Origin of the sequence: Achromobacter ruhlandii, assembly GCF_902859695.1 — a bacterium.
Taxonomy (GTDB): Bacteria; Pseudomonadota; Gammaproteobacteria; order Burkholderiales; family Burkholderiaceae_B; genus Achromobacter; species Achromobacter ruhlandii.
In genome coordinates, this window is sequence record NZ_CADIJL010000014.1 from 13,909 (window position 1) to 29,240 (window position 15,332).

Sequence of the window (15,332 nt, forward strand, 5' to 3'; positions counted from 1 at the left end):
TCATCCCGCGGTATTCATCCTTCCCTGGCCATGTCCTCCACCCACTTTGGGATGAAAGGCGGGACGCCTGGCGTGCGTTCTACAGCTGTTCGAAATGGGCGTAGCGCTTGTCGGTGTACTCCCGTCGCGTGACCATTTCGGTGACCTCGGCGCCCGGCGGCCCGCGCCGCAGCCATTCCAGCATGTGATCGACCTGGTCGGGCGTGCCCTGCACCAGCGCCTGCACGGTGCCGTCCAGCATGTTCTGCACCCAGCCGCGCGCGCCCAGCAGGTGGGCGCGGCGCACGGCGGCATGGCGGTAGCCCACGCCCTGTACGGCGCCGCTGACGGTCACATGAACGGTTTCTATATGGGTGTCTTGCATTGGAATTCCTTCGGATGATGCGCCGCGGCGCGCCGGCGGGCTAGACGGTTCCGGCTACAGCGGATGGTCGATAGGCCCCCCGGGCATCGAAGCGATACGTTAGTGCACATGTCGAAACGTGCCAACGGGAACGCCCGCAAGCAAAGCTTGGAGAAGCCATTATGGAAGAGACCAGTTTGTTGTCGGAAGCAGAAACAGCGCGGTACAGGGAACGGGGCTACCTGGCCCTGCAGGATATGTGCCCGCAGGACGAGGTGGGCTACATCCGGCGCACGTTGCTGGACTTGTTCGCGAACAAGACCGGCTATAACGAGGGGGCGCAGTACGACTTCATCAGCCGCGACGACCCGACCAAGCCGGCCAAGTTTCCCAGTCTGCACGATCCTCGCCATTATGCCCCGGGCCTGCTGAAGACCCAGTATCACGAACGCACGCTGGAGCTGGCGCGCCAGCTGTTGGGCGAGGACGCCGCGCTGTACGGCGAACACGCGCTGCTCAAGCCGGCGCTGGTCGGGCCCGAGACGCCGTGGCACCAGGACGAGGCGTTCCGTTCGCCCGATTTCATCTACAACGAGCTGAGTATCTGGCTGGCGCTGCAGCCGGCCACGCTGGAGAACGGCTGCATGCAGTTCATTCCGGGATCGAACAAGGGCGAGGTGCTGGAGCACCGCTCGCCGGGCGGCGACAAGACGCTGCATCCGCTCGAATGCTGCGCCGACTTCCCGCGCGAGCAGGCGGTGGCCGAACCGCTGCAACCCGGCGGCTGCACCGTGCACGATGCGCGCACGCTGCATTTCACCGGCGCCAATACCTCGCCGCAGCCGCGGCTGGCGTACATCCTGATCTACAACACGCCGCCGGTCTACAAGCCGGGACGGCGCGAGTTTCCGTGGCTGGAAGGCCGTTGGACCGACAGCCAGACGCGCAAGAAGGAATGGCATCGCCGCGGCGGCCTGGCGGTGGATGTGATGCGGCGCCTGCCAGCGGCGCGCTTGACCAGCCCGCGCTGGGTGGCGTGGGCCACGATCCGGGCGGTGAGCAAGGTCTGGCCGAGGTAGCGGCGGCGCGGCGGCCGGGCAATCGGCGGCGACGTAGGGGGGGCACGGGGCCGGCAAGGGACGCTTGCCGGCCTCGGCGCGTATACTGGGCGGCGCCGCAGGGCCTGGCCGCCATGCGCGACCCCGGATGTCCTGGCGACGCGGGCGGGTTGCGCGCAGGGGTGGGCGCGCTGCGGGATCGCGACCCCTCTTTCCCCAGAAGAATAACCATGACCGCTGACCTTTCCACGATCACCTGCATCGAAGACCTGCGCGCGATCGCGCGCAAGCGCGTGCCGCGCATGTTCTACGACTACGCCGATTCGGGCGCCTGGACCGAGGGCACCTACCGCGCCAACGAAAGCGATTTCCAGAAGATCAAGCTGCGCCAGCGCGTGGCGGTGAACATGGAAGGCCGTTCGCTGCGCACCACGCTGGTGGGCCAGGATGCGGTGATGCCGCTGGCGATTTCGCCGACGGGCCTGACCGGCATGCAGCACGCCGATGGCGAGATCCTGGCGGCCAAGGCGGCGGCCGATTTCGGCGTGCCGTTCACGCTGTCGACCATGAGCATCTGCTCGCTGGAAGACGTGGCGGCGGCCACCGGCAAGCCGTTCTGGTTCCAGCTGTACGTGATGCGCGACCGCGAGTTCGTCGGCAACCTGATCGACCGCGCCAAGGCGGCGGGCTGCTCGGCGCTGGTGCTGACGCTGGACCTGCAGATCCTGGGCCAGCGCCACAAGGACATCAAGAACGGGCTGTCGACGCCGCCCAAGCCGACCCTCCGCAATCTCATCAACCTGGCGACCAAGCCGCGCTGGTGCCTGGGCATGCTGGGCACCAAGCGCCGCACGTTCGGCAACATCGTCGGCCATGCGAAGGGCGTGAGCGACCTGTCGTCGCTGTCGTCGTGGACGGCCGAGCAGTTCGATCCGCGCCTGAGCTGGGACGATGTGGAGTGGATCAAGCAGCGCTGGGGCGGCAAGCTGATCATCAAGGGCATCCTGGATGTCGAGGATGCGCAGCTGGCGGCCAACAGCGGGGCGGATGCGCTGATCGTCAGCAACCACGGCGGGCGCCAGCTCGATGGCGCGATGTCGTCGATCGCGGCGCTGCCTGGCATTGCAGATGCGGTGGGCTCGAAGATCGAAGTGTGGATGGATGGCGGCGTGCGCTCGGGGCAGGATATCCTCAAGGCGGTGGCGCTGGGCGCGCGCGGCGCGATGATCGGGCGGGCGTTCCTTTACGGCCTGGGCGCATATGGGCAGGCGGGCGTCAAGCGCGTGCTGGAGATCCTGTACAAGGAAATGGATACGACGATGGCGCTTTGCGGGCGGCGCAATATCGAAGTCGGGGATCGGAGCATTCTGCTGCCGGGGACTTATCCCGTTTGAGCGTTGCGCTGATTGGCTGGAAGCCGGTGGGTCGCTGTTGCGGCTTGCCGGCTTTTTTGTTTTCTTGCTTTGGGGTTTTTGCTTGGCGAGTCGTGCTTCGTAGGTCGGCCGGCGCGGCGAGGGGCGGGCGGGGCGCGCCTACGATTGCGGTCCGGAGCCTTCGCTCCGGACTGCCCCATCGTCATCCTCGTTGCCGCCTGAGGCGGCTGCCTACGGATTCCCTCGGGCGCATCTACGCGGCGCGCCCCGCCCGCCCCTCGCCGCGCCGGCCTGCGGGTGTCGAGAGTTGAGGCGTTGTTGGAGCGGAGGGGGCATGAAGAGTGTGCGTTGCCCGTCATGGTCGGCTGCGCGGGCAGCCGGCCATGACTTACGCGGTGTCTTGTGGTGGCGCGATGTGCGCTGCGCGACGTTGACGCGGGGCTGGGTTGGCCCGGCCTTGGGTGGGGAGAGGGGGCGGTGTGGCTGGTCGTTTCAGTCGCGGTTGCCGGTTCCCAGGAATTGGCTGGGGCGCCTTAGCGCCGGGTCGAAGGGGTTGAGTTGGGCGCTGATGCCGGCGGCTTCGCGGCGCAGGATCTCCACGATCAGGGGCAGGCGTTCGTCGCTGATGCGTTCTACGGGGGCGGCGATGCTGAGGGCGGCGACGGTGACGCCGTTGGGGTCGTGCACGGGGACGGCGAGGCCGGCGATGTTGGGGAAGATGCCCTGGCCCTTGCTGCGGGCGTATTGGAGTTCCTGGCATTCCTTGATGCCGGCGCGCATGGTGATTTCGTCGACGAAGCCCAGGTGGTGCAGGCGCGGGATGTTGAAGCGCAGGACTTCCTCGCGTTCGGCGTCTGGCAGGTTGGCCAGCAGCAGCAGGCCGCCCTGGCCGAGGCCGAGCGGGACGCGGCCGCCGATGTCGCCGGTGTGCGAGCGCACCGGGAAGGCGCCGTCGATGCGGTCCAGGCAGACGGCGTCGAAGCCGCTGCGCACCAGCAGGAAGATGGTGTCGTTGAGCATGCCGCTCAGGCGCAGCATGGCGGGACGGTAGATCGAACGCAGGGTCGATTGGTGGTTGCCGGCGTTGGCCGCGAGCGAGAAGAAGGCGACGGTGAGTTGGTAGCCCTTGCTCTGCGCGGGCTGTTCGACCATGCCTTCCTGCACCAGGCCCTGCAGCACGCGGTGCACGGTGGCCTGGGCCTGGCCGGTGCGGGCGGCGATGTCGGTCAGGCGCAATTTTTCGCCCTTGGCGTCGGACAGGACGCGCAGCACGGCGAAGGCGCGTTGCAGGACGCCCTGAGCGCCGGCGTCGTCGGCGGCTTCTGATTTCTTCATTGTTCAATTCCGATAATCAAAATATACGGCTGTATTTTTATCAGGAAATTCAGCTATACGGAAATAATAAGTAGAAAATTCGATTCTTCGGAAAACCCTAATTGACCGGCCTTTTCGGCCCCTCCTAGACTGCCCTGCATCGATTGCAACGCGGGCGGGTCCCGCGCACCGCGCCTTACCGGGCAGGGGGTTGGAATATGTCATTTCTGCGGCTGGACAACGTCTCCAAGAATTACGGCGACCTGCGGGTGGTCTCGGACCTGAGCCTGGCGGTCGAGAAAGGGGAATTCGTGTCCTTGCTGGGGCCGTCGGGCTGCGGCAAGACCACCACGCTGCAGATGATCGCGGGCTTTGCCGACGTGACGCGCGGCAGCATCACGCTCGATGGCCGCGACATCACCCATGCCAAGCCGAACACGCGCGGACTGGGCATCGTGTTCCAGAGCTATGCGCTGTTTCCGCACCTGACGGTGGCGGACAACGTGGCGTTCGGGCTGAAGATGCGCAAGGTCGAGCGCGCCGAGCGCCAGGCGCGGGTGCGCGAGGCGCTGGCGCTGGTGAAGCTGGACAAGCACGCCGACCGCTTTCCGCGTGAACTGTCGGGCGGGCAGCGCCAGCGGGTGGCGCTGGCGCGCGCGCTGGTGATCCGGCCGCCGGTGCTGTTGCTGGACGAGCCGTTGTCGAACCTGGACGCCAAGCTGCGCGAGGACATGCAGTTCGAGCTGCGCAGCATCCAGAAGCAGATCGGCACCACCACCGTGATGGTGACGCACGACCAGGCCGAGGCGCTGTCCATCAGCGACCGCGTGGTGGTGATGCAGGACGGCCGCGCCACGCAGGTGGATGCGCCCTACCGCATGTACGAGCATCCGCAGAGCGAGTTCATCTCTCGTTTCGTCGGCAAGACCAATCTGCTGCCGGGCCGCGTGACGCGCTGCGGCGCGCAGGCCGAGGTGGAGACCGGCGCGCTGCGCGTGCTGGTCGACGGCGCGGGGCTGCGCCATGGCGACAGTGTGCAGCTGTCGCTGCGGCCGGAGAAGCTGGTGCCGGTGCCGGCCGGCCAGGGCAAACTGTCCTGTGTGGTCAGCACGCGCTACTTCCTGGGCAGCCAGTGGATGTATGGGCTGGATTCGCCGGTGGGGGCGCTGACGGTGCTCACGCCCAACGACGGCCGCCGGCCGCACGATGATGGCGACCAGATCGGCCTGGACTGGGCCGAGGGCGTGCTGCGCGTGCTGCCCGTCGCGGCCGTTGCCGAAGAGGCCTGACATGGCGACGCTGACCCAACCCGGCGCCGCCAGCGCGCCCAAGCCGCGCACCGACGGGCTGCTGGCCATCCTCGGTTCGATCCCGCTGGCGATCGTGTTCCTGACGCTGGTGCTGACGCCGCTGGCGTTGACGCTGGTGCTGTCGTTCCGTCCGTTCGACTACAGCGCGGGCATCCTGCCCGGGCACACCTTCGAACACTACCTGGCGGTGGTGACCGACGGCTATTTCCTGGAGATCTTCTGGCGCACGTTCTGGATCGCGGGCGTGACCACGCTGATCTGCGTGCTGATCGGCGCGCCCGAGGCCTACATCCTGTCGCGCATGGGCAAGCCGTGGCGCTCGATCTTCCTGCTGGTGGTGCTGTCGCCGCTCTTGATCTCGCTGGTGGTGCGCGCCTTCGGCTGGAGCATGCTGCTGGGGCCGGGCGGGGCCATCGGCCGCGCGGCCGCGGCGCTGGGCCTGGGACCACTGCTGTACACGCCTACCGCCGTCATCATCGGCCTGGTGCACGTGATGCTGCCGTTCATGGTGATTCCGGTGTGGACCTCGCTGCAGAAGCTGGACCCGACCGTGGAGCACGCGGCGCTGTCGCTCAATGCGTCGCGCTTGCAGACGCTGCTGCGTATCGTGCTGCCGCAGGCCATGCCGGGCATCCTGTCGGGCAGCCTGATCGTGTTCGGGCTGTCGGCCAGTTCGTTCGCCATTCCCGCGCTGCTGGGCGGACGCCGCCTGAAGATGGTGGCCACGGTGGTCTACGACGAATTCCTGACCGAATTGAACTGGCCGCTGGGCGCGGCCATCGCCATCGTGCTGCTGGTGGTCAACGTCGTCATCATGATGGCGTACAACCGCGTGGTGGAACGTTCCTACCGGCGCAGCCTGGGTTGAGCGAGGACAGCGATCATGCAGAAAAACGGTCCCTTCGCCCTGCTCTTCAATGCCCTGGTGGTGCTGTTCGTGCTGGCGCCGCTGGCCATCGTGTGCCTGGTGGCGTTCACCCCCGAGTCGACGCTGACGGTGCCGACCACGCAGTTTTCGCTGCGCTGGTTCCACGCGGTGTTCGAGCATCCCAACTTCATGCAGGCGTTCAAGAACAGCTTGTGGCTGGCGTTCCTGTCGGCCAGCATCGCCGTGTGCCTGGCGGTGCCGGCGGCCATCGCCATTACGCGCTACCGCTTTCCGGGACGCGATGCGCTCAACGGCCTGTTCCTGTCGCCGCTGATGATCCCGCACCTGGTGCTGGGCGTGGCGCTGCTGCGCTTTTTCGCGCTGCTGGGCACCACCGGCAGCTTCGGCTGGCTGGTGTTCAGCCACGTGGTGGTGATCACGCCGTATGTGATGCGGCTGGTGATCGGCGCGCTGGTGGGCTTTGACCGCTCGGTCGAGCACGCCGCGCTGTCGCTGGGCGCGAGCCGCGCCACCGTGTTCTTCCAGGTGACGCTGCCGCTCATCATTCCGGGCGTGTCGGGCGGCTGGCTGCTGGCCTTCATCAACAGTTTCGACGAACTGACCATGTCGGTGTTCATCACCGCGCCCTCGACCATCACGCTGCCGGTGCGCATGTACATGTACGCCACCGAGTCGATCGACCCGATGATGGCGGCCGTGTCGGCGCTGGTGATCGGCCTGACCGCGGTGACCATGCTGCTGCTGGACCGTGTCTACGGCCTGGACCGCGTGCTGGTGGGACAGAAATGACGATCACGCCGGGTACGCAACGGGAGACCCCGCCATCATGGCAATACTGAAACGCCTGGCCGAAACGGCCCGGCCCGCCGTCGCCTTCACGCTGGACGGCAAACCCTGCAGCGCGCTGGCCGGCGATACCGTGCTGACGGCGGTGCTGACGCAGGCCGAGCGCCTGCGCGTCTCGGAATTCGGCGGCGGGCCGCGCGCCGGCTTCTGCATGATGGGCGCCTGCCAGGACTGCTGGATGCAGCGCGAGGATGGCACGCGGCTGCGCGCCTGTTCCACCTACATCGAAGCGGGCATGCGCCTGCGCAGCGCGCCGCTGCGCGCCGAGCAGGTGCCGGGCACGCTGGCGGCGGAGGGCGACGCCTCATGAACCTGATCCTGCCCGTGATCGTGGGCGCCGGCCCCGCCGGCATCCGCGCCGCGCAGACGCTGGCGTCCCAGGGCCTGCGGCCGGTGGTGCTGGACGAGGCGCCGCGCGCCGGCGGCCAGATCTACCGGCAGCCGCCGCCGGGCTTCGCGCGCTCCAAGGCGTCGCTGTATGGCTTCGAGCACCGCAAGGCCGATGCGCTGCATCGCAAGATGGACGAGCTGGCGCCGCAACTGGATTACCGGCCCGGCAGCCTGGTGTGGAACGCCGAAGGCAAGACGCTCGATGTGCTGCGCGACGGCAAGAGCGCGCCCGTGCCCTACACCCACTTGATCCTGGCCACCGGCGCCACCGATCGCGTGCTGCCGTTCCCGGGCTGGCTGACGCCGGGCGTGTACACGCTGGGCGGTTCGCAGGTGGCGTTGAAGCACCAGGGCTGCGCCATCGGCGAGCGCGTCGCGTTCCTGGGCACCGGCCCCCTGCTCTATCTGGTCGCCTACCAGTACGCCAAGGCCGGCGCCCGCGTTGTGGCGGTGCTGGATACCTCGCGCTTCGCCGACCGCCTGGCGGCGTTGCCCGGCATGCTGCGCGCGCCGGGCCTGCTGGCCAAGGGGCTGTACTACATGGCCTGGCTGCGCGCGCATGGCGTGCCCATGGCCAGCGGCGTGCGGCCGGTGCGGGTCGAGGGCGAGACGCGCGTCACCGGGCTGGCCTACCGCCAGGGAGCGCGGCAGCGGCGGGTGGATTGCGACGCCTTGGGCTACGGCCTGTCGCTGCGCTCCGAAACGCAGCTTGCCAGCCTGGTGGGCTGCCAGTTCGCCTTCAATGTCCGCGACCGTGGCTGGACGCCGCGCCTGGACGCGGCCGGGCGCAGCAGCGTGGCCGGCGTGTACGTGGCCGGCGACGGCGCCGGCATCGGCGGCGCCGACGCGGCCGAGCTGGCCGGCGAGCGCGCCGCGCTCGCCTTGCTTGAGGATGCGGGCCATGCGCAGCCGGCGCAGCGGGCGCGCCAGCTCGAAGCGCGCCTGGCCGCCAACGGCCGCGTGCGCGATGCGCTGGAGCGCGCCTTTCCGTTTCCCGAGGATTGGGCCGCCGACATCGCCGACGACACCGTGGTGTGCCGCTGCGAGGAAGTCACCGCCGGCACGCTGCGCGCGGCGGTCCACGGCACCGGCGCGCGCGAACTGAACCGCCTGAAGGCGCTGACGCGCGTCGGCATGGGCCGCTGCCAGGGCCGCATGTGCGGCGCCGGCGCGGCCGAAGTGCTGGCGCACGCCTGCGGCGCCGGGCCGGACGGCGTCGGCCGCCTGCGTGGCCAGCCGCCGGTCAAGCCGATCCCTGTGGATATCGTCTGTCTCGACCGCACGGAGAAGGCCGCGCCATGACCGAACGCATCGACACCGAAGTCGCCATTCTCGGCGGCGGCATCGTCGGCGGCAGCGCCGCGCTGTTCCTGCGCCGGCTGGGCGTGCCGGTGGTGCTGCTGGAGGCCGCGCTGTGCGGGGCCCGCGCCAGCGGCGTCAACTATGGCGGCGTGCGCCGCCAGGGCCGCGACCTGGAGCAGATGCCGCTGGCGCGCCGCGCGCACGAACTCTGGGGCCAGCTGCCGCAACTGATCGGCATCGACGGCGAATACGTGCGCTCGGGGCACCTGAAGCTGGCGTGTTCCGATGCGGACCTGGAAGCCCTGCATGCCTACCGCGCGCGGACGCGCGGCTTCGGCATGAACCTGGAAATGCTGGACCGCGCCGCGCTGGCGCGGCGTTTCGGCTGGCTGGGCGCGCACGTGGTGGGCGGCTCGTTCTGCCCCGAGGATGGCCACGCCAACCCGCGCCTGGTGTCGCCGGCCTTCGGCCGCGCCGCCCGCGCGCTGGGCGCCGATGTGCGCGAAGGCACTCCCGTCACGCAGGCCATCCACGACGGCGAGCGCTTTATCCTGCGCGCCGGCGATGCGCTGGAGGTGCGTTCGCGCTTCCTGCTCAATTGCGCCGGCGCCTGGGCCGGACGCTTCGCGCAGGATTTCGGCGAAACCGTGCCCGAGACTGCGATCCATCCGCTGATGATGGTGACCGAGCCGCTGCCGCTGTTCATGGATGTCAGCCTCGGCATGCAGGGCGGCGGCATCTACGCGCGCCAGGTGGCGCGCGGCAACTGCGTCATCGGTGGGGGCCGCGCCGTGTCCGCCGGCCCCGATTACGCCCGTCCCGGCCGCGAGGCGCTGGGCCCGCTGATGGCCAACGCCGCGCGCCTGCTGCCGCCGTTGCGCGGGGCGCAGGTCATCCGCTTCTGGACCGGGGTCGAGGGCAACATGCCCGACCACAACCCGGTGCTGGGCCCCAGCGCCACCGTGCCGGGCCTGTTCCATGCCTTCGGCCTGTCCGGCGCGGGCTTCCAGATCGGCCCCGCCGTGGGCGAAGTGCTTTCCGAACTGGTCGTTAACGGCCGGTCTTCCATTCCCATCGACGCCTTCGGCATCGGACGATACACGGGGGCCGCTCACGGCGCCGTGGCTCGGTTGGGGCCTGTTCGTGAGCAAACGCTGGAGTCACCATGAAGCACAACAAACAGGGCGTTCGCCGCCCGTCCAAGGGGAAGTGGCTGCTGGGCCTGGCGCTGGCCGCGCTGTCGGCGGGCGCCATGGCGCAGCAGAAGACGCTGTACGTCGGCATGAACGGCGGCGACATGGAGCGCGCCTTCACGCAGTACGTGTTCCCGGATTTCGAGAAGGCCAACAACGTCAAGATCGTGGTGGTGCCCGGCACCTCCACCGACGTGCTGGCCAAGGCCCAGGCCTTCAAGGACAAGCCGCAGATGCACGTCATGTTCCTGGACGACGGCATCATGGCGCGCGCCATTTCCATGGGCCTGTGCGAGCCGCTCAACGACGATCCGGTGCTCAAGGACCTGTACCCCACCGCCGTCATGAAGGACCGCATGGCCGCCGGCATCGACATCGGCATGACCGGCCTGGGCTACAACACCCGCCTGTTCAAGGAGAAAGGCTGGGCCGCGCCGACCTCGTGGATGGACCTGGCCGATCCCAAGTTCAAGGGCAAAGTGGTGTTCCAGTCGGCCTCGGGCAGCACCTTCGGCCTGCACGGCTTCCTGATGTTCAACCGCATCCAGGGCGGCAACGACCAGAACACCGAGCCCGGCTTCAAGCAGTGGCCGTCCACCATCGGCCCCAACGTGCTGGAATACATCCCCAACTCGGCCAAGCTGGCCGAGATGATCCAGTCCAACGAAGCCGCCATCTTCCCGCTCACGCCCACCGCCATCGCCCGCCTGAAGAAGCGCGACATCCCGGTGGAATACGCCCAGCCCAAGGAAGGCTCGGTGATCCTGATGGTGGCCGAGTGCGTCATCGCCAAGAACAGCGAGCCGGAACTGGCGCAGAAGCTGGCGCTGTACCTGCTGTCGCCGCAGGCGCAGGCCAAGGCACTGGAAATGGGCGGCCATTTCCCGTCCAATAAGAACGTTCAACCGCCGGCCGGCAGCGAAGAGGCGCTCAAGCGCTTCCAGGGCTACATGGCCAACGCCAAGATCCTGGACTGGGACCAGATCAACGCCACCCGTCCCGCCTTCAACGCGCGCTGGAACCGCACGGTCGAACGCTGAGGACAGGCGCGCCTTGCCGTCCGCGACGCTGCGCGCGTCGCGGACGGCAAGGCGCCGATCACATCCAGGGCGCGCGCGCCCTTCACGCAGGAGCGAGGCATGCGGCTCATCATCAGGTCTGGCGGCGAATCGGCCATGGAAGAATGGCGCGAGCAGTTCAAGCGCCACGCGCCCGATCTGGAGATCGTCAGCTGGTTCGACGACGTCGACCCCGCCTCGATCGACTACGCCCTGGTCTGGGCGCCCGAGCCTGGCCGCCTGGCCACCTTCCCGAACCTTAAGCTCATCATCAGCGCCGGCGCCGGCGTCGACCACATCGTCTCCGACCCCGCCTGGCCGCGCCACCTGCGCATTGCCCGCATGGTCACCCCGCGCACCGAAACCGAGATGGCCGAGTTCGTGCTGACCAGCGCCCTGATGCTGACCCGCGACCTCAAGCGCGCCATCGACCAGCAGGCCCGTCGCCACTGGGAACTGTACGACTCGCTGCGCGTGGTCGCCGACATGCGCGTCGGCATCATGGGCCTGGGCCACCTCGGCATCGCCGCCGCCCGCCTGCTGGCCAAGGTCGGTTTCCCCGTCAGCGGCTGGTCACGCGGCGCGACCACCTTGCCCGACGGCCTGCCTTCCTACGCCGGCCCCGACCAGTTCCCCGAATTCCTGTCCCGCACCGACTTGCTGGTCTGCCTGCTGCCCGCCACCGAAGCCACCCGCGGCATCCTCAACCGCGACACCTTCGCCCGTCTCCCTCGCGGCGCCAGCCTCATCAACGCCGGCCGCGGCGCCCACATGGTCACGCAGGACCTTCTCGATGCCCTCGACGACGGCCACCTGCACCAGGCCCTGCTGGACGTCTTCGACCCCGAACCCCTGCCGCCCGAGTCCCCCCTCTGGACCCACCCCCAAATCATCATCACCCCCCACTGCGCGGCCATCCCCGACCGCCAGGAACGCGCCCGCCACACCGCCTGGCTCATCACCGCCAACGAACGCGGCGAGGCTTTGCCCAACATCTACGACCCCATCCGCGGCTACTGAAAACCCCGCCAAGCACTTATCCACAGCCGGCGCGTTGCACAGAAAAACGAGACCCTGTGGAAAACTCGCTTTCCCCACCAGCGCCCTTGAAGTGAAATCAACAAGAGCCCGGCGTGCCGGGCGTCTAAAGAACCCCACTCCCCACCAGCAACAACAACTACCCAACTCAAAGAAAAAAAACCGCAAAATCTGCAAACCAGGCCCGCCTACATTGCTCCCCAAGGAGCCACGCACTTGAAACCCCAAACCCGCGCCACCTACGCCCACCGCCTGGACCCCGTCCTGCGCTGGCTGGCAAGCCACCCCGACGCCGACCCCGACCTGTACCAGTTGGCCGACCTGGCTTGCCTCTCGCCCTATCACTTCCACCGCGTCTACCGCGCCGTGATGGGCGAAACCGTGAACGCCACCGTGCAGCGCATCCGCATGCACCGCGCGGCCGTTTCATTGGGCAGTACCGGGGATTCCTTGCGTGACGTTGCGCAGCGCGCCGGCTATGAGTCGGACGCCGCCTTCAACCGCGCGTTCGGCGCGACCTTCGGCATCCCGCCGGGGCGCTACCGCGCGACCCGCTCCCGACCCTTCGACCCCAAGGAGCTAGGCATGTACCCCATCACCATCGAAACCTTCCCCGGCGCCGTGCTGGCCGCCCTGCCGCACCGTGGCAGCTACCAGGAAATCGGCCCGGTCTTCTCCCGCGCCTTCATGCTCGCCGCCAGCCGCGGCCTGGCGCGTCCCGAGGCCATCGGCTTCGGCATCTACTTCGACGACCCCGAGCAGGTGCCGCCGGCCCAGTTGCGCTCGATGGCGGGTGTGTCGGTCGCGCCCGACGCCGTGCTGGGCGACGAGCTGGAGCGCTTCGAAATCCCCGCCAGCCGCTGCGCCATGCTGACCTACACCGGCCCGTACAACGAGATGGACAAGGCCTACAACTGGATGTTTTCGGAATGGCTGCCCGGCAGCGGCATGGTGCCGGCGGACTTTCCCATGTTCGAGCAATACCTGAACGACCCGCGCACCACGCCACCGGCGCAACTGCAGACGCGCATCTGCATGCCGTTGAAGTAATCGCCGGACACCGCGCGATGGCCCGCGCTGCCGGAGCCGTCGTTCACGCCATGGGCGCGGCGGCCCTGGCATCGAGCACCGCCGCTACCCCAGCACGCCCGCCAGGTACTGCCGCAGCCACGCATGCGCCGGGTCATCCTGGTAGCGCTCGTGCCAGTACAACGACACGGTGATCGCCGGCAGGCTCAGCGGTGCCTTGAGCGTGACGATGCGCGCGCTGCCCGACATCGCCTTGGCGATGCTCGCCGGCATCGTGGCGATGAGGTCCGAGGCCTCGACGATGAACGGGCACACCATGTAGCTCGACAACGTCGCCACGATGCGGCGGCTGCGGTTCTGCCCCATCAGGATGCGGTCGATGGCCTTGCTGAAGTAGCGCGTGTGGGCCGCCAGGTCCAGGTGCCCATAGCTCAGGTAGGCGTCCAGGTTCCAGCGCTTGCGCAGACAGGGATGGCCTTCGCGCACGATACACACCGCCGGCTCCTGGTACAGGAAGCGCGTGCGCAGGTCCGGCGCCGGGTCCGGAAAATAGCCGGCGATCAGCTCCACATGGTTGGTGTCCAGCATGCTCAGGCCGTGCTGCGGCCGCGCCGGCACGATCAGCAATTGGAAGTGCGGCGCGTCCACCGCCAGGCGCGGGATCAGCTTGGGCAGCAGCGTGTACTGCACATAATCGGTGGCGTAGAACGACAGGCTGCGGGCCGAGTGCGCCGGGTCAAACACCTCGCGCGTGCGGGTGGCGCGACGCCAACCTTCCAATAGCGGCAGAAAGCCCTGGTGCAGTTCATGCGCGCGCTGCGTCGGTTGCCACGCGCCGCCTTCGCGCACCAGCAGCGGATCGCCGAACAGTTGCCGCAGCCGGTTCATCGCGGCGCTCATGGCGGGCTGGCTGATGCCGAGTTGCTCGGCCGCGCGCGACACATTGCGGCAGGTCATCAACGCGTCGAAATGCACAAGCAGATTCAAGTCCGGATGCTTCACCGCCGCCCACCTATAAATGGCATCTATATCAATATAAACCGCAAGGACTGCTGGCGCGTGCCGGCCAGGCCTAGGATGTTCCCGTTGTTGCAGTGAACCCGAGGCAATGCCTCTCAGGCCTGGCGTCCATGATCGGGCCGCAAGGAAGTTCTATCAACAAGGGGAAGTCATGAACGCAGCGTTCATTCGCAGTTGCTGTCTTGCATTCGGGGCGGCGGCGCTGGCCGCCACCGCGCTACCGGCCCGCGCCGAGTGGCCCGACAAGGTGATCCGCATCGTGGTGCCGTTCGCGGCGGGCGGGTCCACCGACCTGATCGCGCGCAAGATCGCCGAAGGCCTGGGCCAGCGCCTGTCGGCCAATGTCATTGTCGAGAACCGGCCCGGCGCCGGCGGCACCGTCGGCACCGAGTACGTGGCGCGCCAGCCGGCCGATGGCTACACCATCCTGATGGGCTCGGTCAGCACGCACGGCAGCGCGCCCTGCGTGTATTCGAAGCTGCCGTACGACGCGCTCAAGGATTTCACGCCGCTGACCGTCGTCGCCACCATTCCCAACGTCATGTCGGTGAACAAGTCGGTGCCGGCCAACAACCTGCGGGAATTCGTGGCGCTGCTCAAGAAGGAGCCCGAGAAATACTCGTTCGCTTCCAACGGCCAGGGCACATCGAACCATTTGGCCGCCGAGCTGTTCAAGAGCACGGCCGGCGTGTCGATGGTGCATGTGCCCTACCGCGGTTCGGGCCCCGCGTTGATCGACCTGGTGGGCGGCCAGATCAACATGATGATGGACGTGGTGATGACGTCCTATCCGTATATCAAGGACGGCAAGATCAAGGCGCTGGCGGTGACTTCGCCGCAGCGGTCGCCGATGCTGCCCGACGTGCCGACGGTGGCCGAGTCCGGCTATCCCGGTTACGAGGCGATGGTGTGGTTCGGCATGCTGGCCCCGGCCAGGCTGCCCGAGCCGCTACGCGTCAAGCTCACCGACGCGCTGGCGCAGACGCTGCACGCGCCCGCCATGAAGGCCTATCTGGAACAACAGGGCGCGCAGGTCTCGGACGTGGCCGGGCCGGCCTTCGGCGCCATGATCAAGAGCGAAATCGACAAATGGTGCGGCGTGGTCAAGCAGGCGGGCATCAAGCTGGACTGAGCGCGGCCGCGCCCTTCTTTTCTTTCAGGGAAGCACA

15 protein-coding genes are annotated in these 15,332 nt (G+C 68.1%); 12 read left to right on the plus strand and 3 right to left on the minus strand.

The features are described 5' to 3' along the window. Window positions 1-79 precede the first annotated feature (79 nt). Window positions 80-364, minus strand: a complete 285-nt coding sequence (locus HV742_RS17770; RefSeq protein WP_049070342.1) for an acylphosphatase — start codon at window positions 362-364, stop codon at window positions 80-82. A gap of 161 nt (window positions 365-525) precedes the next feature. Here HV742_RS17770 and HV742_RS17775 point away from each other — a divergent pair, with 161 nt between their 5' ends. Both HV742_RS17775 and HV742_RS17780 read left to right on the plus strand, forming a co-directional pair. After that, window positions 526-1,422 carry a phytanoyl-CoA dioxygenase family protein gene (locus HV742_RS17775; RefSeq protein ID WP_049070344.1) on the plus strand — a complete coding sequence of 299 codons (897 nt, stop codon included), beginning with the start codon at window positions 526-528 and terminating at the stop codon, window positions 1,420-1,422. A 209-nt stretch (window positions 1,423-1,631) separates the two neighbouring features. Then, window positions 1,632-2,795, plus strand: coding sequence for an alpha-hydroxy acid oxidase (locus tag HV742_RS17780; RefSeq protein ID WP_049070346.1), 1,164 nt, complete (start codon window positions 1,632-1,634; stop codon window positions 2,793-2,795). A 471-nt stretch (window positions 2,796-3,266) separates the two neighbouring features. On the opposite strand, the gene HV742_RS17785 is transcribed toward HV742_RS17780, so the two are convergent. Then, window positions 3,267-4,109, minus strand: a complete 843-nt coding sequence (locus HV742_RS17785; RefSeq protein ID WP_049070348.1) for an IclR family transcriptional regulator — start codon at window positions 4,107-4,109, stop codon at window positions 3,267-3,269. 197 nt (window positions 4,110-4,306) lie between these two features. Between HV742_RS17785 and HV742_RS17790 the strand changes: the two genes are divergently transcribed. The 9 genes from HV742_RS17790 (at window position 4,307) to HV742_RS17830 (ending at window position 13,164) form a co-directional block, all read left to right on the plus strand. Further along, window positions 4,307-5,377, plus strand: a complete 1,071-nt coding sequence (locus HV742_RS17790) for an ABC transporter ATP-binding protein (protein ID WP_054418837.1) — start codon at window positions 4,307-4,309, stop codon at window positions 5,375-5,377. Between the two features lies 1 nt (window position 5,378). After that, on the plus strand, window positions 5,379-6,266 hold the full coding sequence (locus HV742_RS17795; RefSeq protein WP_049070352.1) for an ABC transporter permease: 888 nt from the start codon (window positions 5,379-5,381) through the stop codon (window positions 6,264-6,266). A gap of 15 nt (window positions 6,267-6,281) precedes the next feature. After that, on the plus strand, window positions 6,282-7,076 hold the full coding sequence (locus tag HV742_RS17800) for an ABC transporter permease (RefSeq protein ID WP_054418835.1): 795 nt from the start codon (window positions 6,282-6,284) through the stop codon (window positions 7,074-7,076). Window positions 7,077-7,113: 37 nt separating this feature from the next. Continuing rightward, a complete protein-coding gene (locus HV742_RS17805; protein WP_059268734.1) occupies window positions 7,114-7,443 on the plus strand; it encodes a (2Fe-2S)-binding protein in 330 nt (109 codons plus the stop codon). Next, a complete protein-coding gene (locus HV742_RS17810; protein WP_175146028.1) occupies window positions 7,440-8,825 on the plus strand; it encodes an FAD/NAD(P)-dependent oxidoreductase in 1,386 nt (461 codons plus the stop codon). Before HV742_RS17805 ends, HV742_RS17810 begins: the two co-directional genes overlap by 4 nt. Beyond that, complete coding sequence (locus HV742_RS17815) at window positions 8,822-9,994, plus strand: NAD(P)/FAD-dependent oxidoreductase (RefSeq protein ID WP_049070360.1); 1,173 nt, start codon at window positions 8,822-8,824, stop codon at window positions 9,992-9,994. Before HV742_RS17810 ends, HV742_RS17815 begins: the two co-directional genes overlap by 4 nt. After that, entirely contained in the window at window positions 9,991-11,058 is a 1,068-nt protein-coding gene (locus HV742_RS17820; RefSeq protein ID WP_049070361.1) for an ABC transporter substrate-binding protein, read from the plus strand. Before HV742_RS17815 ends, HV742_RS17820 begins: the two co-directional genes overlap by 4 nt. Before the next feature lie 99 nt (window positions 11,059-11,157). Next, entirely contained in the window at window positions 11,158-12,096 is a 939-nt protein-coding gene (locus tag HV742_RS17825) for a 2-hydroxyacid dehydrogenase (RefSeq protein WP_175146029.1), read from the plus strand. Window positions 12,097-12,330: 234 nt separating this feature from the next. Further along, window positions 12,331-13,164 carry an AraC family transcriptional regulator gene (locus HV742_RS17830; RefSeq protein WP_054418729.1) on the plus strand — a complete coding sequence of 278 codons (834 nt, stop codon included), beginning with the start codon at window positions 12,331-12,333 and terminating at the stop codon, window positions 13,162-13,164. Between the two features lie 84 nt (window positions 13,165-13,248). On the opposite strand, the gene HV742_RS17835 is transcribed toward HV742_RS17830, so the two are convergent. Further along, the gene (locus HV742_RS17835) at window positions 13,249-14,130 is read right to left on the minus strand and encodes a LysR family transcriptional regulator (RefSeq protein ID WP_026382410.1); all 882 of its coding nucleotides are present in this window, start codon (window positions 14,128-14,130) and stop codon (window positions 13,249-13,251) included. Between the two features lie 184 nt (window positions 14,131-14,314). Here HV742_RS17835 and HV742_RS17840 point away from each other — a divergent pair, with 184 nt between their 5' ends. Next, a complete protein-coding gene (locus tag HV742_RS17840; protein WP_254601168.1) occupies window positions 14,315-15,295 on the plus strand; it encodes a Bug family tripartite tricarboxylate transporter substrate binding protein in 981 nt (326 codons plus the stop codon). Window positions 15,296-15,332: the final 37 nt, after the last annotated feature.